Below are 21,439 nucleotides of genomic sequence, written 5' to 3'. Positions count from 1 at the left end.
GACCCCCGCGCAGCATCGAAGCAGTGATCTTGATGTAGTGCATCCGGAACCGTGAGGCAGATTGACAGGATACTTTGACAGGAAATAGGTGACGTTAGCGGCTTCCTTGCGAATCAGTACAGGTACGAGCGATGGCGGCCTGAACGATCGTTGCCAATCTATGCAGTCAGGTTTGTCAGTCTTTCGCTGCATTTCGGGGGCCAGCCGCTCGATATCCCGGGGATGCGTTCCCGGGAGTACACCCAGCCGGGACGCAACAGTGCGAAACGCCAACGGCGAGCATCATGAGAACAGACCATGGTTGTGCGGGGTCACCGCTGAGAATTGCCGTCATGCCGATGTGGGCATAGCAAGCTCGTGACGCTCACACACACGCGCACCTTGTATCCAAGATGTATCCTTGCGCACGAACGAACGCAATCGATCCTCTCCGAACGCCAGAAGGACGAAACGAAAGGCAGCGTCGATGCCGTCGCAGAGGTACACGCAGGCCAAACTGATCACCGCACAGTTGTTCTCCGGGGCCGGCATCGCCTCCGGATACGCCGTCGGTGGCCTACTGGCCGAACAGATCACGGGACGCACCGCGATGGCCGGCTTCGCTCAGATGAGCGTGATCCTCGGCGCCGGGCTCGTCGCCTACCCATTGGCGGCGTTGGCGGCACGGACCGGACGTCGCAGGGCGCTCACCTTGGGATTCACAGTGGGCACACTGGGGGCACTCGTAGTACTGGTAGCCGTTGCCGTGCAATTCCTCCCGCTGTTCATGCTGGGGATGATGATGTGCGGATCATCCACGGCCGCAGGTCTACAAGCCCGCTACGCTGCGGTCGACGCTGCAGGCCCGGCCGCGACGGGGCGCGCCATGTCGCTGGTGGTATGGGCGACGACGATCGGGTCCGTTCTGGGCCCCAACTTCACCGGTCCGGGCGCACACCTCGGCGAAGCATTCGGGATCCACCCACTTGCCGGCCCCTACCTGATTTCGATGGGTGCCTTCGCGCTGGCCGCTGTGGCGGCGTCGACCCTCGCGGGCGGGAAGCAAGGTGCGACAACCGAGGGCACAGCCGACGGCAGTACTGCACCTGATGTAACAGCCCCGAACACTCCGGCGCCGCTGCGTCTCGGAGCCGCACTGCGTTTCGTGGCAGTACGCCCGGTTCCACTGTTCGCAATCGTCACCATCGTCACCGGTCAGATGATGATGACGAACGTCATGGTGATGACTCCGGTGCACATGCACCACCAAGAGTTCGATCTCGGTGCCATCGGTCTCGTAGTGAGCATCCATATCGCCGGGATGTATGCGCTCTCGCCGGTCTTCGGCTGGATGTCCGATCGCTGGGGGCCGGGCACTGTGATTGCCTCAGGTGTCGTCGTCTTCATCGCGACGATCACCCTCGGCGTCGTCGACGCATCGGCCTCCGCCTCCTCGATGACACTGCTGACCATCGCCCTGCTTCTCCTCGGTGTGGGCTGGTCGATGTTCCTCATCGGCGGCTCGGCGCTGCTGACGGCTTCGGTGCCGCAGCACGCGAAGGTCACACTGCAAGGCGCATCGGACTCGGCGATGAACCTGGGTGGGGCGCTGATGGCAGCAATGGCAGGCACGGTGTTGGCGATGGGCGGCTTCCTCTGGATCAATCTGATGGCCACCGGGGTTCTGCTCATCACACTGGTCTTCTCCGTGAAGGCGGTGCCGTTGATGAAATGGCCCGGAAGGGGGGTACCGGCTGCTGACGCAGAACCCGGTCTCGAACGAGTGACAACACCGTGAAACGGAATCCTGAAGCAACAACGGCGCCGGGAACGTACCAGTGGTATCCATATCGTACTCGAGTCGAGAGCGAGGAGACCCCAGTGACCGCCGACCAACACGACGGCATCAGCGCCGCCGAACGCGCCTACCAAGTGATCCGCGACCACATTCTCGACGGCACGCACTCCCCCGGGACGATGCTCGGCGAAGCGTCGCTCGCGGCAGCACTCGGAGTCAGCCGCACACCCGTGCGGGTCGCGCTGGCTCGTCTTCAGGACGAAGGATGGATCACCATCTATCCCAAGCGAGGCGCCCTCGTCCAAGGGGTGAGCGAGCGCACCGTCGCGGAACTCGCCGATGCCCGCTTCGTGCTCGAGACGACGGCGGTGGACAGGGCCCCGGACGAGCTTCGTCGACGCCTCGCCGAACGTCTCGAACAGTCCATCGAGGAACAACGTGAAGCGTTTGCGAACAGCGATGTTCGGCGCTTCATCGACCTCACGCTCGGATTCCACAAGGGGTTCGTCGAAGCCGGCGGCAACACCGTGCTGATCGAACTCTACGAACAACTCTCCGACCGGCATCGTTTCATGCTCTTCGCCACCGGAGACCACCTGCTTGCCCGTTGCGCTGAGATCATCGCCGAACACCAAACCCTCACCGAGCATCTCCGCACAGGTGACACAGCGGCGTTCGCCGAAGTCCTACGCGGCCACATCGCCGAGAATGCACCTCCCTCCTCGGTGGGCCGAGAGCTGAGCAAGTTCACTCCTTCGATCCGGAAGTGAAGAACACCCCCCTGTTCGACGTTTCCGGACCCGGCAACACCTTCCGCTATAAGGCGCGACAGTCACTGGAAGGGATTGCGCGGAAATCCGCGGCCGAGCTACGCCCTTCCGACGCAGCATGCGAAAGGGAGGAGTTCAGGCTGGTCGACCGATCGACCGCCCCTTCGTCCCGATCCTGCCCCAGGTGGACAGCGATCGAGACGGGGCTCTGCTGCGTCAGCCGATCGCGTCGGCCAACCGCGGAACGAGGCTGTCGATTGCGTACGGAACCGACAGCACCGAGTTGTAGGTGATCGCGCCGCGCTGATCGAGTGTGGTGGCAATGATCGCGTCGTTCTGCGCAGCATCGAGACTGCCGAACAACGGGTTGCCGGCGGTGATGTCGACCGTCTCATCATTGCCAAGCACAAGGATCAGGTCACCGTCGAGCATGCTCACGTTCTCCTGCGACACGTCGACGAAGAAGCTGTCCCCGGTGTCTTGACTTGCGACCTCCTCGGGGATGTCGAATCCGAGCACGGTGAGGAATGCTCCGCGGGCATCGCCGGCCAGATACGCGCCATACCTGTTGTCGTAAGGCAGCACTGCTACACCGGTCTTACCGTCGAACTCAGGATGGGACGCAGCGGCGGCAGCCAGCCGGTCTGCGGTCTGCCGGTTCAGTTCGGCGCCGCGATCAATTTCGCCCATGGCCGCGGCAATCGTCTCGGTCGCAATCTCACGGTCGACGGTGTAGGCCGCGAATCCTTCCGGCCTCGAGATCGTCGGCGCGATAGCGCTCAGCTTCTCGTACACGGCCTCGTCGTACCCCGCGGACACACCGATGATGAGGTCGGGGGCCAAATATGCGATCTGCTCGAGATTCGGTTCCGAATCGGAGTCGATGCGGGTGAGCTCGGCATCGCCGACGTACTCGTCGGTCCACGGACCGAGTCCGGTCTCGTAGAACTTGTAACCGGTGTTCCCAACGGGAACCACACCGAGAGCGAGCACAACATCAGCGTCGGTCACCCCGAGGGTGACGATGCGTTCGGGCTTCTCGGTGATCGTCGTGCTGCCGTGGACATGCTCGATCGATATCGGGAACGCCCCCTCCCCGCCCGCCCCTGCGGTCTCGTCACCACCGCCGTCGCTGCTGCACGCCGTCACGGTAGCGGCGAGCACAAGTGCACCCACAGCGACTGCGACACGGGCCCTGGTTCGTCGTCCGAACATCCAACATCCTCTCGATCGAAGTAAGCGAACCCTAACTTGATGTGCGCAGCTCACTTCATGCCCCCCGGTCCTCTCGGCAGACGAACCCCTGGCTCGCGGCTCGTGCGAAATGTCTAGGCTCGACGGCGTGAGCGTGCGTGCAGGAATCATCGTGACCGGAACCGAAGTACTCACCGGCAGGATCACCGACCAGAACGGACCATGGCTGTCCCGACAGCTTCTGACCCTCGGAGTCGACGTCGCCCACATCACGATCTGCGGCGACAGGCCCGCCGACCTGATCGCACAACTACGCTTTCTCACCGATCAGGGCGTCGACCTCATCGTCACCAGCGGTGGGCTCGGCCCGACCGCCGACGACCTCACTGTCGCTACCATCGCCGAGTTCTGCCATCGCGAACTACTCCTCGACCCGGAACTCGAAGAACACATCGCGGGCATCATCCGCCGCTACCGCCCGCACACTGAGGACCTCGACGCAGGGCCGACACGTACCGGGATCCGCAAGCAGGCGCAGATCCCCACCGGGTCCACCGCGCTACCACCGACCGGTACAGCACCGGGCGTAGTCATCTCCGCGGTAGCCGGTGACCAGCCGGTCCCGACCATCGTCATCCTTCCCGGACCACCCGGAGAGCTACAGAAGATGTGGCGCAGCGCGATCGCCTCACCCGCGGTCGCCGACGTGCTGACCCGAGCCGACGATCTGCAGCAGGAAACCGTGCGCGCTTACGGATTGCACGAGGCGCAGCTCGCCGAGACACTGCGCCGGGCCGAAGCAGAGAACGCCGGCCTCGATCGACTCGAGATCACTACGTGCCTCCGACACGGTGAACTCGACATGGTGACCCGATTCGACTCCCGCGACGTAGACATCTACCGCCGTCTCCTCCACGTTCTCACCGAACACCATGGGCATCAGATCTTCTCGACCGACGGTTCGACCATCGACGATCAGCTGGTCGTCGCTCTGGACGGCCGTTCGATCTCGACCGCGGAATCGTGTACCGGCGGGCTCGTCGCCGCGCGCCTGACCGACCGCCCCGGGTCGTCGGCCTATGTCACCGGCGGCGTCGTCTCGTACTCCAACGCCGCGAAGTCCGATCTGCTCGATGTACCGGCCGAGTTGATCGCCGCGCACGGTGCGGTGAGCGAACCGGTCGCCGCGGCGATGGCCGAGGGCGCCCGACACCGACTCGAGGCCGATGTCGCCGTCTCCACCACCGGAATCGCAGGCCCCGGCGGTGGCACCGAAACCAAACCGGTGGGCACAGTCTGCTTCGGTGTCGCGATCGAGGGGCGGCCGACGTACACCGTCACCCGTCACTTTCCCGGGGACCGAGAACGAGTCCGAGCCCTCACCACCACGGCCGCACTGCATCTGGTTGTCACACAGCTCCGACAAGAGTGAACCCGCACCCCAACGACCTGCGAACCGTCGGGCTGACACGCGGGACCGCGTTCCCGCCCGAAATCGACCCGACGATGGGATGATGCGCGGGTCGGTCGAGCAGAGGAAAGGAGTTCATGCGGGTGCCCTCAATCACGGTGAAGTCCGCCCGCGCGCAACTGAGGGATCTGGTTCGGAAGGTCAACAACGATACGGTCGCGGTCGAGATCGCCGGCAAACGGAACACCGCAGTGCTGATCTCCAAGGCGCGATACCTCGCTCTCCAGGAGGCCTCGTTCCTGCTGCGTTCTCCTGAGTTGATGGCCAGTTTGCGGCGAGAGATGGAGCGGTCGGTTCAGGAGGAGATGGTCGCGCCCCCGGTAGGGGAGGACGAACCCGCCGACGAGACCTCCCCCTCGCCGTCTCCCAAGAACACCAAGCGCCGAAACAAGCGGAAGAAGCGCAAGAAGCGCCGACGCGTTCGATAGATCCGCGGTGTGCTCGGCACTGTCCGGTCCGCAACAGCTGCAGAAGTCGGGTGCGGTTTTTCGACGTGTGCTCACCGAGACGTGCGCTCACCGAATCGGAGGGACCGTCGTTGCGCAGCATGCTCGGCGCGAGACACATCGCTGCCACTGCTAGATTCGTCACGCCAGGTAGCCCCGACGATGGGGACAGGTGGAATCCGGTGGGAATCCGGAGCTGACGCGCAACGGTCAGGGGCGAACAACCCCGAGCCCGATACCCTGCTGGACCGGCAACGGCCTGCCGCTGCCGGTAGTGACGTGTGGGTCGCTCGCGTGAAGCGGCTACAGAAAGCTCGATGGGTAATGCACGGAAGAGTTCGGAAGACGACGGTCGCCGTGACGACAGCGGTCATGCTGTGGGGCGTATCCGGGTGCGGCACTTCTACCGGTAGTGACGATCCTGTGGGGACTGTCGACACAGACGGTGTGATCAACTGCGGGATTTCCGTTTCGCCGGGCGCCCCCATCGAACGGGCAGTAGCCGTAAACCAGCCTGCTGTCGAACTGTTGCTCAGCCTCGGACTGGCAGATCGACTTTCCGGGCTCGCACTCGGTGATGACCGGCTTCTACCGGAGCTCGAGCCGGAAGCGTCGGAGGTGTACAGATTCGACACGGAGTTTCCCTCGTTCGAATCGGTGCTGGATTGTGAGCCGGATTTCGTCTACACCACTTTCGACTACACATTCAGCGACGAGGGCATCGCGGATCGCGACAGGTTCACCGAGATGGGCATCTCCACATATCAGTCTCCGAGCGAATGCACCGGGCAGGACGCGGTTCAGGATTCTGAGCTCACCCTCGACGACCTGTACGCCGAGATTCTGGACGTATCCACGCTGTTCGACGTCCGCGAACGCGGCGAGGATCTCGTCGGCGATCTGCGTGGTCGGGCAGAGACGGCGGCTGGGAGTATCGACGCTTCGCAGGTGACCCTTGCATGGTGGTATGCCGGAACTACCAGTCCGTACATCGCCGGATGCTGTGGCGCTCCAGGGATCATGACGCGTGCGGTCGGAGCACAGAACGCGTTCGGTGACAGTCGGCAGTTGTGGCCGGAGGTGGGATGGGAGAGCATCCTCGATCGCGATCCCACCGTTCTCGTACTGGCCGACCTCACACGTGGCAGTGACGGCGACAGCGCCGAAGAGAAGATCAGGTTCCTCGAGTCGGATCCGGTCGCAAGTCGCCTGACCGCAGTGCAGAACAAGCGATACATCGTCCTCGGTGGCACCACTATGGACCCGTCCATCCGCAACATCAGCGGAATCGAGCAACTTGCTACCGGCCTTCGCGAATTGGGTGTGGCGTAGTGGCGTCCGATGGACCGATCGAGCGCGGACGACGGCGAATGCCCCATGGGCCGATGCATGAACCATCGACGGTGAGGCACCGAACCTCGATGCCGCGCGTCGTGCGGGCTTTCGTGAATCCGCGTACCAGTGGTGAGACGCACGTCGAGTTCAGAAAGCCGATAGTCCCGCGACAGCAAAATTGAGGAAAGACTCGAACGTCCTCTCCGGATCCGCGGCTCCACCCTGCTCATTCAACGCGCCGGTGGTCTCACCGAGAATGAAGCCGGACAGCAGGGCGAACAGAGTTTTGCGGGCGTACATGAACTCGGCTTCGTCGACTCCGGCACGGGAAAGGACCCGGTCGAGTGCTCGCCAGAGAAGATGGTCACCTCCGGTCACCTCCGGGTGCGACAGCGCGTAGAGCCACAGGGAAGGGTGCCTGCGCGCGCTGGCGCGACATGCGTAGCCCAGTGCACGCAATTGTTCCGCCCACGGGGCATCGCCGTCGGGGACATCCAGTTGGAGCGCCACCAGGCCGCACACCCTCTGGAGCAGCACGGTCTTGTTGTCGACGTGGTGATAGAGCGACATCGGATTGACGTCGAGTTCGACCGCCAGTTTGCGCATGGACAACCCCTCGACGCCACCGGCATCCACGAGGCGCAGAGCCGTCGAATAGATCTCCTCCGGAGTCAGGGGTGTACCCCGATGCGCGCTCACAGCCATACACCGTATGCTAGCTTTCGCCATACAGTGTATGGCTGGTGGTTGCGAGTGCCACCGGCCACGGGCAACAAGGAGTTCTCGCGAACGTCTCCCCCACGCTGCTGGCAGGAGATTCCCAGCTCAGACCGCGCCCGAACCACCCGAAGGAGGCGGACCAGTGACCTACGTCGTCGACACCGGTGTGGCCACGCTCCGTCACAGCCAGAACCACCCCGGCAGCGTTCCGATCCCGACACCTCGAAAACCACAGGTATCGCACCGGAAGATTCGTTCCCCGAGTCCGAGGGGTTGCTCGGCCCTCACGAAACACCCGAACACGTCATCGTTGTATACACGGGCCGTACCACCTCACACCCCATGTACAGCAACATATTCGGGCGCACCAACGCGTTCCCCGTCTCCACCGATCCTCGAAAGGAGGACGGCGCTTGCGCTCCCTCGTAAGCGAGGGAGTATCCGCGCCGAACATCAGATGACTGCGACCCGATCGATCCCGGCGCTGCGCGGGGTGCCGTTCCTCGGCAATGCGCTGCAACTGTCCGGTGACGTACCCACCGAGTTCCTGGTCGAGGCAGCCGAAAGACATCCCGAGGGGATCTACCGGGTGGATATCCTCGGCCGCCAGGCGTTGTTCGTCTACGACCCCGACCTGGTCGACGAGGTTTGCGACGAGACGCGGTTCTACAAGAGTGTCGCACCCCCGTTGTCGATCGTGCGCGACTTCGCCGGCGACGGCCTGTTCACCGCCCGCGGCAACGAGCCGGTTTGGGGTCAAGCCCACCGAATCCTGATGCCCGCTTTCGGGCAGCGGTCGATGAAGACCTATTTTCCACAGATGCTCGAGGTCGCCGAAGCCCTCATCGCCTCCTGGACGGCCCGCCAGAGCGAGGATCTTGTCGTTGCGGACGATATGACTCGCTTGACCCTCGACACCATTGCCCTCACCGGTTTCGGATATCGATTCGACTCCTTCTCCTCCCCGCGATTGCACCCGTTTCTGCAGGCAATGGGTAATGCCTTGACCGAGGCGATGGTTCGCGCCAGACAGCCTCTGATGGTCACTCGCATGCGTGCCCGACGGGAAGAGGCGTACCGCTCCGATATCCGCGCCACGCAAGAACTGGTGGACGACGTCATCCGGCGCCGCCGCGACGATGGTGGTGGTGACGGCGGAACAGATCTGCTCGGCCTGATGCTCGAGGCAGCCGACCCCCGCACGGGGAATCCGTTGCCGGACGAGAACATCCGCAATCAGGTACTGACGTTCCTCATTGCAGGCCACGAAACGACCAGCGGATTGCTGTCTTTCGCCTTGTACAACCTGCTCCGCAATCCGCACGTACTCGCGCAGGCGTACCGAGAGGTGGACAGCGTCCTTTCCGACGGTAGCGTTCCGAGCTACGAGACGATCATGAAACTCGACGTGATCCCCCGCGTACTCGAGGAGACACTGCGGATCTGGTCGCCCATCCCGGGCATCATCCTCAAGCCTTTCGCCGAAACCTCGATCGGGCAATACCGTGTCGGAGCGGGTCAACAGATCTTCGTTCTGTTACCCGCGCTGCATCGACACTCCAAAGCGTGGGACAACCCCGAGGAGTTCGACATCGACAGATGGCTGCCCGAACGCAGGGGTCAGCACCATCGCGCCGGATACAAGCCGTTCGGCAACGGTGAACGTGCATGCATCGGAAGGCAGTTCGCGCTCACCGAAGCGCGACTTGCCCTCGCATTGATCCTGCAGAGGTTCGCAATCAGCGACCCCCATGCCTACCGGATGCAGGTCAAGCAGACACTCACCCTCAAACCCGAGGGCTTCACCATCCGTGTCCGCGAACGTCGTCCTCATGAGCGGGCCACGGCGCCCACACCGGCCGCCGACCCGGACACCCGCGAGCAGGATCTCGGCGCGGTCCCCGCAGGCACTGCGCTCACTGTCGCGTACGGGTCCAATCTGGGTACCTGCGCCGATATCGCCGAACGGCTTGCCGAGCGCGCCGGGCGCGCCGGCTTCGAGGTCCGGTTGAGCACTCTCGACGAACTCGCCGCCGATCCACCTCGCTGCGGGATGCTCGCAGTGATCACCTCGAGCTACAACGGGCGAGCACCCGACAATGCCCAACTGTTCGACTCGCTCGACGACATGCCGTCCCTGCGGGGAGTGCGGCTGGCACTGCTGGGGTGCGGAGACACTCAATGGCCCACCTACCAGGCCTTTCCTCGCCGCGCCTTTGCGAAGCTCACCGAAGCAGGAGCGGTTCCGCTCATCGACCGTTGTGAAGCCGATGCCGCCGGCGACTTCGACGGTGGTGTCAGTGCGTGGATCTCCGCCCTGTGGGAAGCACTGTCCACCGAATACGGTGTGACTGCTGCGGCCCGCGGCTCCCGCTACCGCATGGAGGTGCTCACCGAAGCCGACATCCGCCCGGACGTGCTTTCCTCGACGGCTGTCCCGCTGACCGTGATCGAGAACAAGGAGCTCACCGGCGATCCGGCCGGCCTGTGGGATTTTTCCCTCGAAGCGCCCCGCCCGGGCGTTCGTGCGATCGTGGCCGAACTCCCACCTGACCTTTCGTATTCCGCCGGCGACCACCTCGCCGTCTTCCCCCGGAACGAAGCCGTGCAGGTCCAGCGCGCACTACACCTGCTCCGGACCTCACCGGACCAGGTGGTCCGATTACATACCCGAGGAACTACCCACCTCCCGGTGAACACACCGGTCACGGCCGGACTGCTGCTGACCGAGTTCTCCGAACTCCAGGAGCCCGCCACTCGCTCCGACCTCGAAACGCTCGCTGCCCACACCGGGTGCCCGAACACTCTCGGACGGCTCACAGCGCTCGCCGACACGTACACAGAGGAGATCGTCGGCAAACGCGTGTGTGTGCTCGACCTGCTCGAACGGTTTCCCGCGGTCGTCCTGCCGCTGGAAGTCTTCCTGGAAATGACGGGCCCGATCCGTCCGCGCTACTACTCGATCTCGTCCTCGCCCTTGGCGGCGCCGAACCATGTCCGGCTCACGGTCGGGCTCGTCGACGGCGCCTCCTGGGCGGGCTCCGGCCGATACCGCGGAACCTGCTCCAACTACCTGGCCGGCCTCGCTCCCGGCGATGTCTTCTACGGACACGTTCGCACTCCCGCGCCGGCTTTCCGCCTTCCCGAGGACCCGACGACGCCGGTCATCCTGATCGGACCGGGTACCGGCATCGCCCCGTTGAGAAGCTTTGTGGAAGAACGGGCCCATACTGCCGCGACCGGGCCTGTCGAGCTGTTCACGGGCTGTCGGCACCCCGAGCACGATCGTCTCTACGCCGAGGACCTCGATGCGTGGCACGCTGCCGGTCTCGCGAGGGTGCACACGGCGTATTCCGCGTTGCCGGACCACCCGGAGCGATTCGTCCAGCAGGCGCTTGTCGCCGAGGCCGACCGAATCCGGGAGTTGCTCGAACGGGGGGCGCATATCTACGTGTGTGGAGACGGGTTGCACATGGCACCGGCCGTACGACGAGCACTCGCACAGATCCTTGCTGCACGAACAGATGACGACGGCGAGGTCCCGCTGCACCGCCTCGAGTCGGAAGGCCGCTTCCACCAGGACATCTTCGCGTGACACGGTTCCCGCCCCGGGACGTATCGTCTACCGCCTCTGCAGGTTCCGGCCGTGAGTCGGCCGACATCAGTGTTGCGGCACCAGCACCGTGCCTGCTCCGCGCACTGCCTCCACCTCGACCGGCAGCGCGCGGAGCGGTTCGCCGTCGGCGTAGACCGTGATACCGGGACTGTCCAGCCGTACCCGTCGTGCGCGGCGCACCATCACCTCGGGCAGGTCGACGTGGGTGCCCCGGTAGACGGTCGGGAAGAGACGCAGAAGGCGAGTGCGGTTCGCCGAGGTGGCCACCACCACGTCGAGGAGGCCGTCGTCGAGCAACGCGCCCGGTGCGATTCGCATTCCGCCGCCGTAGGTGGAGGCGTTGCCGACGGCCACCAACGTTGCGTCGAGTTCGACGGCCGGTTCGTCGTCGAAGGTGATCCAGTACGGGAGCAGCCGCAGATTCACCAGTTCGACGATGGTGGCAGCGTTGTAGCGCAATGGCCCGCGCGGCCATTTCATTCGGTTGGCACGGTCGGTGACGAGAGCGTCGAAGCCCCCGGCGAGCACGGTGCCGAACCACTGGTCCGGTCCTTCGTCTGCGGAGACCCGGCCGAGATCGATGGTTCGCCGGTGGCCGGTCGCCACCACGTCCGCCGCTGCGCCCGGTTCGTCCGGGATGCCGAGGACGCGGGCCAGATCGTTGCCGGTTCCGGCAGGGACGATCCCGACGGGGGTGCCGGTAGTGGCGGTGGCCTGCCACGCTTGCCAGACGATGCCGTCGCCCCCGACCGCGACGACCGCGTCGATACCGTCTTCGACCGCGTGTCGGGTGAGTGCGATCGACTCGTCGACCGAATCGGCGGCGATGTGCGCGATGCGCAGTCCGTGCCTGCGCAGTCGTGCACTGGCATCCGCGAGGGTGTGAAGTGCGTCGTCGTCGGCGGTCGGGTTGCTCAGCACGACAACCGAGCCGGTGGTCACGGGATCAGCTTTCCGGGATTGAGGATGTGGTGCGGATCGAGCGCGTTCTTGATCGCTCGGAGCACCTCCACACCACAGTCGCCTACCTCATCGGTCATCCACGGCAGGTGATCGCGTCCGACGGCGTGATGGTGGGTGATGGTCCCGCCGGCAGCAACGATCGCCGCAGTGGCTGCCTGTTTCGCCTCGGCCCATTGCCGGACCGGGTCATCGGCCTGCGCGCACACGATGGTGAAGTACAGCGATGCGCCCGCCGGATACGTGTGCGAGATGTGGCACATCACCAGTGGCGGAGTGCCGCCCTCACGAAGGGTGCCGGTGAGGGCCTCGGTGACCGCGGTGCGCAGTCGCGACAGATTCGACCAGGTCGTTGCAGTTTCGAGGGTTTCGGCGAGGGCGCCGGCCTCGAGCAGCGCGTCACGCAGGTGCGGTGCGCCGAATCGGCCCTGCTCCCACTGTCGGGCCGGTTCCGCTCCGAGATCGATGCCTCCCGCGGCACCGAGGATTTCTTGAACGGCTGCCGCACGGTCGCGCACGTAACGCTCGTCGCCCTCGATGGTGGTCACGGCGAGGCATCCGCCCGGACTCTCACGCCCGATGTCTTTGTGCAAGGCCAGGTTGAGGCCGGTTTCGACTTCGTCCGACAGACGCAACACCGTCGGCGGCAGTCCACTCTGGACGAGAGTTCGAAGTGCGTCGGTGCCGGTCGTGAAGTCCGGGAAGTTCCATCCGCGATGCTCGACCACCGCGGGAATGGGATGGATGCGTACTCCGACCTCCGTGATGATCCCCAATGTTCCTTCGGATCCGAGAAAGAGTTGCCGCAGGTCCGGCCCGGCCGCGGAGGCCGGCGGGTGGCCGACGCGGATCGTGCCCCGGGGTGTGGCCACCGTCATGTGTTCGACCATGTCGTCGAACCGTCCGTACCCGGCGGAGGCCTGTCCGGAGGACCGGGTGGCCGCGAAGCCGCCGATGGTCGCGTGGCGGAAGCTTTGCGGGTAATGACCGAGGGAGAATCCGTGGGTGCCGAGCAGTTCTTCCGCCTGGGGTCCGGTGACGCCCGCGTGCACGGTGGCGACACGGGAGATTGGGTCGAGATCGGTGAGGGCGTTCAATCGGCGCAGATCCACCGCGATCACCGCGGGTAAGCGGCCGGAATCCGGATCGACTCCCCCGACGACACTGGTGCCTCCACCGAACGGGACAACCGCGATCGACTGTGCCGCACAGTATTTCAGAATGATCAGGACCTCGTCGTGGTCGGCGGGCAGAACCACTGCGTCGGGCGCTGCCTGCGGATCGGTTCCTTGCCGACGCAACAGGTCCAGAGTGCTTTTTCCGCCTGCATGCCGCAGGCGTGCGGCGTCGTCGTCGAGGACATGCTCGGCGCCGAGAAGACGAACGAGGCCGGTTCGATGTTCCGGGGCAAGTCGGGTGGGGGTGAGCCGGACGTCGGATTCGGCGAGCGAGTTCCGCCGAGGGTGGACTCCGAGTGCCTGCTCGAGCAGAGTGCGCACCTCGGCGCCCAATTCAGTTCGGTGTTCGGCAGTACCCCATGCGTCCCACTCCATCTCCGGAGCGAGCTGATCGGGTCGAAGGGGCGTGAAGCTCTCAGTCATGCGTTACAGTTTTACACATGACGCCTGTTCGTAACGACACATTCAGTGATGCGCCGTCACGGCACCCACTGTCGCCCGATTCCGACCCACCCGGCGACAACATCGAGAACAAGATCCTCGACGCCGCACGCTCCTGCTTGCTCGACTTCGGACTACGGCGCACCACCCTCGCCGAAATCGCTCGACGCGCCGGCGTCAGCCGACCCACCGTCTACCGCCGGTGGCCGGACACGGACTCGGTACTCGCCGATCTGCTCACCCGGGAGATCCGTGCCGCACTTCCCGACACACACGGCGTCGGGCCTACCCGCCCCCTCCTGGTCTCGGCAGTCGTCACCGCCGCCCACGACATCGGAACCCATCCGATCTTCGAGAAGATCCTGCGCACGGACCCGGAAGTGCTCATCACGTACATCGTCGACAGGCTCGGTACCAGCCAACGCGCCATCCTGGACGTCCTCGTTTCCGCGATCACGCAGGGCCAGAGCGATGGCTCCGTCCGCGGCGGCGATCCCCACACGCTCGCGGCATTCGTACTGCTCACCGCCCAGTCGACGGTGCAATCCGTTCGCATGATCAGTGAGATCGTCGACCACCGAGCGTTGCTCGACGAACTCGGCCACGCCATCGACTCCTATCTCGCGCCCGCGGAAAGGTCTTCATGATGATGCCCGCCGGGCCGAGCTCGCTCAATGCCGTCCGTCGCAGTCGCGAGCTCGAGCAGCTCGGTGAGCAACCTGCCGTCGACCTGCTCGTCATCGGCGGCGGCGTCACCGGCGCCGGTGTCGCCCTCGACGCCGCCAGCCGAGGACTGAGCGTCGTCCTCGCCGAACGCCACGATCTCGCGTTCGGCACCAGCCGTTGGAGCTCGAAGCTCGTACACGGCGGACTGCGCTATCTCGCATCCGGCAACGTCGGTATTGCTCGGGAAAGTGCCGTCGAACGCAACATCGTCATGACACGCACCGCACCGCATCTCGTGCGGCCACTTCCCCAGCTCGTCCCGCTCCTGCCGTCCGTGGGGGCTGCCGAAGCCGCCTTGGTCCGCACCGGGTTTCTCGCCGGTGACGCGTTGCGCGCCACCGCAGGAACACCGTCCACCGTCCTTTCACGATCCCGGCGCGTCAGCGCGCAGCGCACCGCAGAGCTCGCGCCGGCTGTCCGGCGAGCCGGGCTCCGCGGCGGCCTCCTCGCCTACGACGGCCAGCTCATCGACGACGCCCGGTTCGTTGTCGCGCTCGCTCGCACCGCCGCCGCGCACGGTGCGCGCATCCTCACCCGTGTGGACGCCCGCGACGTCACCGGTGAGGGTGCCACGCTCCGCGACACCCTCACCGGGAGCGAACTGCATGTCCGTGCCCGCGCCGTGGTGAATGCCGCGGGGGTGTGGGCCGGTCGCGTCGATCCCACCATCCGGCTGCGCCCGAGCCGGGGTACGCACGTCGTGCTCGACGCGGCAGCACTCGGGAACCCGGCTGCCGCGCTCACGGTGCCGATCCCGGGCGAGCGCAACAGGTTCGTGTTCGCTCTCCCCGCCCAACTCGGCCGCGTCTACCTCGGTCTGACCGACGAGGACGCCGCGGGCGAGTTACCGGACGTCCCGCGCGCCACCGACGGGGAGATCGATTTCCTGCTCGACACGGTCAACACGGCACTGGCAAAAGCACTGACCCGAAACGACGTGCTCGCGTCCTTTGCCGGACTCCGCCCGCTGCTCGACACCGTCACCTCCGACGGCGGGGGCGCGACGGCCGACTTGTCGCGCAAGCACGCGGTCATCAGGGCCGAGGGCAGACCGATCGGCATCGTCGGCGGCAAGCTCACGACCTACCGGAAGATGGCCGAAGATGCCGTCGACACAGCGCTCGAGGTGGCGGGCCTGACTGCGCGACCGTGCCGTACCCGGCATCTGCCGGTGGTGGGGGCTGCGCATTCCGCCACGCTCCGCACGGTGCATGCGCCGCAGATGCTGGTGCAGCGCTACGGAACCGAGGCAGCGATCGTCGCCGCCGATCCCACTCACATGGAGCCGATCGCCCCCGGACTCGACATCACGCGAGCAGAAGTGCAGTTCGCGGTGAGCCACGAAGGCGCACTCGACGTCGACGACGTACTCGATCGTCGCACCCGAATCGGGTTGGTTCCGGAGGATCGCGCGCGTGCCGAGGACGCGGTCTCCGCAGTATTCGAGTGAAACCGTTGGCCCCGGCCTACACAGAGATGAAATCGTGGGGCCATGACCTCCTTCGACGTCTCCGCCGCCATCTCGCTCGCCGCCGCGCACGGCCTACACTTGTCCGCTGCGGATGCCACAGTGAACGAGGCGGGCCTGGACTACCGCGTCGTCATGGCCACCGACGACACCGGGCAGCGCTGGGTGCTGCGCGTACCACGCCGCGACGATGTGTCGGCAGGCATGGCCGCCGAGATGCGTATCCTCGATCTGGTCTCCCCCGTCCTGTCCGAGGACGGTATCGCCGTCCCACACTGGCAGATCCGCACCCCCGAACTGATCGCCTACCCTGCCCTGCCCGGCGCGCCCGGATTGACTCTCACCGGCACCGGAGAACCCGTCTGGCACATCGATCCCGCCAGCCCCGACTACGCCCAACGGTTGGGACGTCTGTTGGCCCGCCTGCACTCGATCGGCGCGCAACAGGCCGGGGCCGCGGGCATCGAGGTACGCAGTCCCGCCCGGGTACGCCAGGCGTGGCGAGACGACATCGATCGGGTGAGTGAGGCTTTCACCATCGCACCTGCTCTGAGCCGGGCGTGGCAGACCTGGCTCGAGGACGACATCTGCTGGCCGGACGACACCGTCATGACGCACGGTGAGATCTACCCGGCGCATGTCCTGCTCGGCGAGGGCGGCGCGATCACCGGGGTCCTGGACTGGACCACCGCTCGCGTCGACGACCCGGCCCGCGATCTGGCCGCCCAATACGGCGCCGCCGGCGAGGAGATGCTGCACGTCACCATCGACGCCTACGCTGCCGCTGGAGGACGCCCCCACCCCGGGCTCGCAGCCCAGGCAGGACATCTGTGGGATGCGTCCCCCATCGGATACGCCCTCTACGCCCTGACCACGGGTGCAGAGTCCGATCTCGCATCGGCAGCCGCCATGCTCGACCCGGCCTGACGACCTCAGCGCGTCACGGCGCCGGACAGCCCGACCAGAGCCTGTTCGAGGTGGGCCTGCCATTGCTGGGGGTCGATCCGATGTACCGCCGACTCGCTGGGGAACGCACTCGAGATCACCACATCCGGCGTGAGCGTGCCCAGCAACCGCAGGCTTTCGGCCAGGACGCGGGAGTCGCTGTAGCCATCGATGTAGCCTGCCGTCCATTCTCCCGAGGCACCGACGAACAGAGTGTCGCCGGTGAACAGGTAGCGAGCTCCGTCCGCGCCCGGAACCAGGTAGCAGACGCTCCCCACCGTGTGCCCCGGTGTCGGGATGACCTCCACCCCATTGCGGTCGGTGTGCCGATTCGTCAGCGGGACGTCGATGCGTGCATGCGGGCCGATCGCGTCGGCTTCGGCCGCGGATGCGTGCAGCTTCGCACCGAACCGCTCCGCTATCCTTCCGAGCATCGGTCCCGCTTCGTCCTGGTGAGACAGATATTGATCAGTGAACCCGCCTCGTCGCTCCAATTCGGCGAAGTCCGCCTCGCCTGCGACCGAGTAGAACAGCACATTGGTGTTTCCGGTCCACAAGTAGGCATGGGTGGTCAGGCCGGGAAACGGACTGTCTTGTTCTGTTTCCCACAGATCAGGCAGAACTTGTCGCATCGTGATTCCTCCTCGTTCGTCGGTGTCGAACCACGACTCAACGGTGCAACCTCGAGTCCACTCGAGGTCAAGAACTCACGAGGACGCGGTCTCCGCATTCGAATGGAACTCACCGGGCCGAGCTCGAACGACGGCAAAGCCCCACAGACTACTCATCACTCGACTCACGGCACGGCGTCCCGCCAACGAATTCGAGCGCTTCGCCTGCGACCTGACGCCACGTGGCGAGCGTTGCGTCGAGATCATCGTCGTCGACAGGGAGGGACACCCATTCCTTCATCGTCCGTTTGCCCATCGTGACTTCGTCGGCAAGTCCCGAGTCGAGCATCTCCAGTGCGCGATGCCGTGGAAGTTTGACGATCAGACACCTGCCGGAGCCGACGAAGGCGAAAACCTTGCCTGCGATCCGCAGACCTGGACTGCGGAACATCGTGCCGACCTCGATGTCGGGATCGCGGCGGTACTCGGTCGCGAGTCGGTCGAATAGCGCTCGTGCCCCGCCGGGACTCTCGGCTTTCTCACGCATGGGTTTCTCCTGGCGCGATGTGCAGCATGATGCTGTTCCAGGAGAGACGGTACCGCGCATTGCCGAGACACACCGGTGTATCCCCAGAGTCTTCTTCCGAATCGAGAACGAGTTCGTGGCCGCACGGAAAATGCAGCTGACTATGCAAACGTGGATTCCACGGCGAGTCTTTTCGAGAGCGTACGTCGCGCCGGGGCGAGTCAGCGCGGCGTGACCCAGATTGTGATGTCCGCGTGTACGACCTCCGCACCGGTTGTGTCGTAGATACGCACGGGGACAACGAGTTCCAGCCCTTCGGTAATGGACGCGAAATCCGGAAGCGAATCGAGTTCGGCCACCGCACGGAGACCGGATTCCGCCTTGGCGAGGTACCGGGTGGACATGGCCTTCGGGATCCACCGATGCGTCGAGGGCACTGTCGCCTCGGCGAGCATCCCCATGGCCGCTTCGGCGAGGTTGCATGCGGCGATCGCGTGGAAGGTACCGAGATGGTTGTGTACGCCCCACCATTTCGGGGCTCGCACCTCGCAGCGACCCGGCTCGAGCGCGGTGACACGGGGTAGCACCGTCGCAAAGAAGGGGACGCGCACGCACATCCCCACCGAGAAAAGCAGGGAGCCCACAGCACCCCGCGGCAGCTTCAGCCAGGTTCGGTATGTCGATGTCACCGCAGGTTGCATCCCGCCACCTTACTCCAAAGTAAGAAATGGCGAGGTGGCGACGAAGCGAATCGGCTCGCGTCTCGTCTCGGCCTCGACTCAGCGCTCGGATCTACCCCTCGCCCGATGCCGACGGACGGCATCGCGGTTCGCGCAGCGCACCGAGCAATAACGCTGACGTCCATTGCGGGTGATGTCGACAACGACAGCGGAGCACGGATCACCCGGAACCTGCCCCGCAGCACATCGCCCCAGACGGTGCATTCCGCGGGTGGTCAGATGCAGCGCCGTGCCGACACTGATGATGGATCGGAGTACGTCGGGTAGAGATTTCTCTTCGGCGCGGTAGTGCAGGTGCCAGCCCTCTCCGTCATGATCCGTCAGTCGCGGATACGCCGAGGCGGTGGCCATCTGTGCGTTGAGCAGGCGTGCGCGCTCCTGCGGATCGGACGCATCGACGACGGTCAGCCACTCGTCGATGACCTCCCGGGTGAGCGCATGATCGTCGGGCCCCTCGGCGAATTCCATCGTCATCCCGACATCCCGGGTTCGGGCCTCGATCTCGGCGCGCGTGGCCGGCCAGTCGTTGGCCAGTGACGCAGCGAGGACGACCGCATACTCTCCGTAAGGGTTGAGATGCATAACGGCATTACATCATGGTGGTACGCATGCTCACACGCGAAACCCTCCACGATCCCGCACCCGTACCCGTACCCGTACCCGCCGTCCAGCACGAACACGGATGGGGCGTGGAATCCCGCCACTCGACCTCGATCGGTCTCGTACTCTACGTGCGGTGCGCCACATGCGGCGCGCGGCGTGTCGATCTGCGCGCGCACGACGAGACTCAGCCCCCTCCCACCGCACTCAGCAGACCAATCGATGATCGACCTCACGAGAACTGATGCTTGGATCTGGAACGAAACAAGGAACGGCTCCGACGAATCCCGGTGACCGGGCGCAGCGGCTACGCACAGTCTCGCGTCGGCTCATGTTCACCGAGCACGCAGCTGAAGCCGGAGGTCCTCCGGCCTGATCGTCAGCATTTCGGACACCGACAATTCGTATCCGGGAGTGGGCACTACGTCGAACCGCATGAGGATTCGAGCGAGCGCGAGCACCGCCTCGTGCAGCGCGAACTGCCTTCCGATGCAGGCCCGCGCCCCTACTCCGAACGGTTTGTAGGCATGCGCCGGGCGGGCACGCACGTGAGCCGGAAGAAACCTGTCGGGATCGAACTCGTCCGCATCCTCACCCCACAACCGACGATCACGGTGCAACGCAAGCAGGACCACCAGAATCGTGGCGCTCTTTCCGATCGGATACCCGGACAGCGTCGTGTCGGCACGTGCTTTGCGGAAGAAAGCCGGACCTGCCGGCCACAACCGCAGGGTCTCGTCGACGATCCGCCTCACATATCGCAGTTTCGCGACCTGCTCGAACTGTATCGCCGCGCCGTCACGTCCGACGACGTCCTCGATCTCCGCCCGTGCCCTGTCCACGATATCGGCGTTCAGAGAAAGATAGTGCAGCGCGAAAGACAATGTGCCTGCGGTCGTCTCGTGACCTGCGATCAAGAAGGTCAGCACCTGATTACGGATGCTCTGGTCGGAGAGCAGTTCGCCGGTATCGGGATCAGGGTACTCGAGCATGCGCTGGAGCAGGTCGTCCTGCCTCGGCGTCTTCCCGCCTCGACGAGCGGCGATGATCCCATCGACCGAATGCGTCAACAGAGCGATGTCCTTCGGATTCTGCCGCAGCGCTTTCCAGCCGAAGATCTCTCTCAGTACGGGTACATCGTTCGCGGTTCTCGATGCGAACGACAACGCTCGGGTCATCGCTTCGACGAACTCGTGGCGCTCATTTGCGAACGAATCGAAGGAGTAGCCGAAACCTGCCCGTCCGATCACTTCCAACGTCAGCCGGTTCATATCCGATGAAATATCCGAGGGCCCTCGATCGAGCCGACCCGTCCAGAAGTCGCACAGTTCTTCGACACACTGGGCCATCGTGTCGTGGTAGTTGCGCATCGACGCCTGGCTGAATGCGGGCATCAGTACGTTGTGGGCTTGTGCCCATGCCGGTTCACTGTTGAAGGCCGTGAACAGCCCGTCACCTGCAAGGTCGCGTAGGTTCTTCACCGGGGGCACGACTGCCTTCGCGAACCGGGACTCGTCGAACACCTCGGCCACGGCATTTCCGCCCCCGACCACGATCACCTTGCTGCCGACGATATCGATCTCGAATACATCCCCCAGTTCGCGCACGAACTCCGTCTCACGCTGAACTGGCCGCTTCGGATCGAGCCTCATTGCATCCCCGATCAACGGCATCCGCCACGAAGGCCGTGGCATCCTTGCGTTTTCGTTCTTCTGCACCACTGCCGCAGGCGTCGCGCCCCCCGACTTGCTCCCTTGCGTACCCATGTGAGCCAGTCTGCCCGACCGATGGCAGCCACGATTCAGCCCACCCCTCACGTGAGATGAATCAATGTGTGCACCAGACGAATCCGCGCTCAGACTTTCGCCGTGTCACCCCCTGGTTGCTCGCGTGACCCGTCGGGGAATGTCCCCGG

At 64.9% G+C, this 21,439-nt stretch carries 18 protein-coding genes and 1 riboswitch; of the genes, 9 read left to right on the top strand and 9 right to left on the bottom strand.

The annotated features are described in order from the left end of the window. The first annotated feature begins 466 nt into the window (after positions 1-466). Together ACSYG9_RS23385 and ACSYG9_RS23380 are read left to right on the top strand one after the other, a co-directional pair. On the top strand, positions 467-1,777 hold the full coding sequence (locus ACSYG9_RS23385) for an MFS transporter (RefSeq protein WP_454840130.1): 1,311 nt from the start codon (positions 467-469) through the stop codon (positions 1,775-1,777). 83 nt (positions 1,778-1,860) lie between these two features. Beyond that, complete coding sequence (locus tag ACSYG9_RS23380; RefSeq protein WP_454840128.1) at positions 1,861-2,547, top strand: GntR family transcriptional regulator; 687 nt, start codon at positions 1,861-1,863, stop codon at positions 2,545-2,547. A gap of 216 nt (positions 2,548-2,763) precedes the next feature. Here ACSYG9_RS23380 and ACSYG9_RS23375 read toward each other — a convergent pair whose 3' ends face one another. Then, entirely contained in the window at positions 2,764-3,762 is a 999-nt protein-coding gene (locus ACSYG9_RS23375) for an iron-siderophore ABC transporter substrate-binding protein (protein WP_454840126.1), read from the bottom strand. 127 nt (positions 3,763-3,889) lie between these two features. Between ACSYG9_RS23375 and ACSYG9_RS23370 the strand changes: the two genes are divergently transcribed. The 3 genes from ACSYG9_RS23370 (at position 3,890) to ACSYG9_RS23360 (ending at position 6,990) form a co-directional block, all read left to right on the top strand. Further along, complete coding sequence (locus ACSYG9_RS23370) at positions 3,890-5,173, top strand: competence/damage-inducible protein A (RefSeq protein WP_454840125.1); 1,284 nt, start codon at positions 3,890-3,892, stop codon at positions 5,171-5,173. A gap of 116 nt (positions 5,174-5,289) precedes the next feature. Further along, complete coding sequence (locus ACSYG9_RS23365; protein ID WP_440124707.1) at positions 5,290-5,640, top strand: type II toxin-antitoxin system prevent-host-death family antitoxin; 351 nt, start codon at positions 5,290-5,292, stop codon at positions 5,638-5,640. 149 nt (positions 5,641-5,789) lie between these two features. Further along, positions 5,790-5,935, top strand: a riboswitch (cobalamin riboswitch). An 80-nt stretch (positions 5,936-6,015) separates the two neighbouring features. Further along, entirely contained in the window at positions 6,016-6,990 is a 975-nt protein-coding gene (locus tag ACSYG9_RS23360; protein ID WP_454840123.1) for an ABC transporter substrate-binding protein, read from the top strand. A gap of 150 nt (positions 6,991-7,140) precedes the next feature. On the opposite strand, the gene ACSYG9_RS23355 is transcribed toward ACSYG9_RS23360, so the two are convergent. After that, the gene (locus ACSYG9_RS23355; RefSeq protein WP_454840121.1) at positions 7,141-7,698 is read right to left on the bottom strand and encodes a TetR/AcrR family transcriptional regulator; all 558 of its coding nucleotides are present in this window, start codon (positions 7,696-7,698) and stop codon (positions 7,141-7,143) included. A gap of 472 nt (positions 7,699-8,170) precedes the next feature. Here ACSYG9_RS23355 and ACSYG9_RS23350 point away from each other — a divergent pair, with 472 nt between their 5' ends. After that, positions 8,171-11,308 carry a bifunctional cytochrome P450/NADPH--P450 reductase gene (locus ACSYG9_RS23350; RefSeq protein WP_454840120.1) on the top strand — a complete coding sequence of 1,046 codons (3,138 nt, stop codon included), beginning with the start codon at positions 8,171-8,173 and terminating at the stop codon, positions 11,306-11,308. A 66-nt stretch (positions 11,309-11,374) separates the two neighbouring features. Here the strand turns inward: ACSYG9_RS23350 and ACSYG9_RS23345 are convergent, their stop codons facing one another. Together ACSYG9_RS23345 and ACSYG9_RS23340 are read right to left on the bottom strand one after the other, a co-directional pair. Continuing rightward, a complete protein-coding gene (locus ACSYG9_RS23345) occupies positions 11,375-12,271 on the bottom strand; it encodes a diacylglycerol kinase (protein WP_454840118.1) in 897 nt (298 codons plus the stop codon). Further along, positions 12,268-13,890 (bottom strand): FAD-binding oxidoreductase, encoded by a 1,623-nt coding sequence (locus tag ACSYG9_RS23340; RefSeq protein WP_454840117.1) that lies wholly within the window; start codon positions 13,888-13,890, stop codon positions 12,268-12,270. Before ACSYG9_RS23340 ends, ACSYG9_RS23345 begins: the two co-directional genes overlap by 4 nt. Before the next feature lie 17 nt (positions 13,891-13,907). Between ACSYG9_RS23340 and ACSYG9_RS23335 the strand changes: the two genes are divergently transcribed. Genes ACSYG9_RS23335 through ACSYG9_RS23325 form a run of 3 tightly spaced genes read left to right on the top strand, consistent with a single transcriptional unit; the run spans position 13,908 to position 17,029 of the window. Continuing rightward, the gene (locus tag ACSYG9_RS23335; RefSeq protein WP_454840115.1) at positions 13,908-14,555 is read left to right on the top strand and encodes a TetR/AcrR family transcriptional regulator; all 648 of its coding nucleotides are present in this window, start codon (positions 13,908-13,910) and stop codon (positions 14,553-14,555) included. Beyond that, a complete protein-coding gene (locus tag ACSYG9_RS23330) occupies positions 14,555-16,084 on the top strand; it encodes an FAD-dependent oxidoreductase (RefSeq protein WP_440127776.1) in 1,530 nt (509 codons plus the stop codon). The genes ACSYG9_RS23335 and ACSYG9_RS23330 overlap by 1 nt, the downstream gene beginning before the upstream one ends. Before the next feature lie 42 nt (positions 16,085-16,126). Next, on the top strand, positions 16,127-17,029 hold the full coding sequence (locus ACSYG9_RS23325) for a macrolide 2'-phosphotransferase (protein WP_454840113.1): 903 nt from the start codon (positions 16,127-16,129) through the stop codon (positions 17,027-17,029). A 5-nt stretch (positions 17,030-17,034) separates the two neighbouring features. Here ACSYG9_RS23325 and ACSYG9_RS23320 read toward each other — a convergent pair whose 3' ends face one another. The 5 genes from ACSYG9_RS23320 to ACSYG9_RS23300 form a co-directional block, all read right to left on the bottom strand. Further along, positions 17,035-17,679 (bottom strand): MBL fold metallo-hydrolase, encoded by a 645-nt coding sequence (locus ACSYG9_RS23320; RefSeq protein ID WP_454840111.1) that lies wholly within the window; start codon positions 17,677-17,679, stop codon positions 17,035-17,037. Between the two features lie 148 nt (positions 17,680-17,827). Further along, the gene (locus tag ACSYG9_RS23315; RefSeq protein WP_440124698.1) at positions 17,828-18,205 is read right to left on the bottom strand and encodes a hypothetical protein; all 378 of its coding nucleotides are present in this window, start codon (positions 18,203-18,205) and stop codon (positions 17,828-17,830) included. Positions 18,206-18,405: 200 nt separating this feature from the next. Then, positions 18,406-18,885 carry a hotdog fold domain-containing protein gene (locus tag ACSYG9_RS23310; protein ID WP_440124697.1) on the bottom strand — a complete coding sequence of 160 codons (480 nt, stop codon included), beginning with the start codon at positions 18,883-18,885 and terminating at the stop codon, positions 18,406-18,408. A 78-nt stretch (positions 18,886-18,963) separates the two neighbouring features. Next, positions 18,964-19,506 carry a CGNR zinc finger domain-containing protein gene (locus tag ACSYG9_RS23305; protein ID WP_440124696.1) on the bottom strand — a complete coding sequence of 181 codons (543 nt, stop codon included), beginning with the start codon at positions 19,504-19,506 and terminating at the stop codon, positions 18,964-18,966. 353 nt (positions 19,507-19,859) lie between these two features. Further along, entirely contained in the window at positions 19,860-21,218 is a 1,359-nt protein-coding gene (locus ACSYG9_RS23300) for a cytochrome P450 (RefSeq protein WP_454843030.1), read from the bottom strand. Between the last annotated feature and the right edge of the window lie 221 nt (positions 21,219-21,439).

The organism is Rhodococcus sp. SJ-2, from assembly GCF_053750035.1.
Note: the sequence above shows the minus strand (reverse complement) of the source record. Positions and strands in the feature narration are given on the sequence as shown.

What these genes read in the sequence shown, in the direction of transcription:
- ACSYG9_RS23300 (WP_454843030.1), bottom strand. Translation starts at nt 21,218, where the DNA reads ATGCCACGGCCTTCGTGGCGGATGCCGTTGATCGGGGATGCAATGAGG.
- ACSYG9_RS23335 (WP_454840115.1), top strand. Translation starts at nt 13,908, where the DNA reads ATGACGCCTGTTCGTAACGACACATTCAGTGATGCGCCGTCACGGCAC.
- ACSYG9_RS23305 (WP_440124696.1), bottom strand. Translation starts at nt 19,506, where the DNA reads ATGCATCTCAACCCTTACGGAGAGTATGCGGTCGTCCTCGCTGCGTCA.
- ACSYG9_RS23355 (WP_454840121.1), bottom strand. Translation starts at nt 7,698, where the DNA reads ATGGCTGTGAGCGCGCATCGGGGTACACCCCTGACTCCGGAGGAGATC.
- ACSYG9_RS23350 (WP_454840120.1), top strand. Translation starts at nt 8,171, where the DNA reads ATGACTGCGACCCGATCGATCCCGGCGCTGCGCGGGGTGCCGTTCCTC.
- ACSYG9_RS23330 (WP_440127776.1), top strand. Translation starts at nt 14,555, where the DNA reads ATGATGCCCGCCGGGCCGAGCTCGCTCAATGCCGTCCGTCGCAGTCGC.
- ACSYG9_RS23385 (WP_454840130.1), top strand. Translation starts at nt 467, where the DNA reads ATGCCGTCGCAGAGGTACACGCAGGCCAAACTGATCACCGCACAGTTG.
- ACSYG9_RS23365 (WP_440124707.1), top strand. Translation starts at nt 5,290, where the DNA reads ATGCGGGTGCCCTCAATCACGGTGAAGTCCGCCCGCGCGCAACTGAGG.
- ACSYG9_RS23320 (WP_454840111.1), bottom strand. Translation starts at nt 17,679, where the DNA reads ATGCGACAAGTTCTGCCTGATCTGTGGGAAACAGAACAAGACAGTCCG.
- ACSYG9_RS23315 (WP_440124698.1), bottom strand. Translation starts at nt 18,205, where the DNA reads ATGCGTGAGAAAGCCGAGAGTCCCGGCGGGGCACGAGCGCTATTCGAC.
- ACSYG9_RS23375 (WP_454840126.1), bottom strand. Translation starts at nt 3,762, where the DNA reads ATGTTCGGACGACGAACCAGGGCCCGTGTCGCAGTCGCTGTGGGTGCA.
- ACSYG9_RS23340 (WP_454840117.1), bottom strand. Translation starts at nt 13,890, where the DNA reads ATGACTGAGAGCTTCACGCCCCTTCGACCCGATCAGCTCGCTCCGGAG.
- ACSYG9_RS23310 (WP_440124697.1), bottom strand. Translation starts at nt 18,885, where the DNA reads ATGCAACCTGCGGTGACATCGACATACCGAACCTGGCTGAAGCTGCCG.
- ACSYG9_RS23325 (WP_454840113.1), top strand. Translation starts at nt 16,127, where the DNA reads ATGACCTCCTTCGACGTCTCCGCCGCCATCTCGCTCGCCGCCGCGCAC.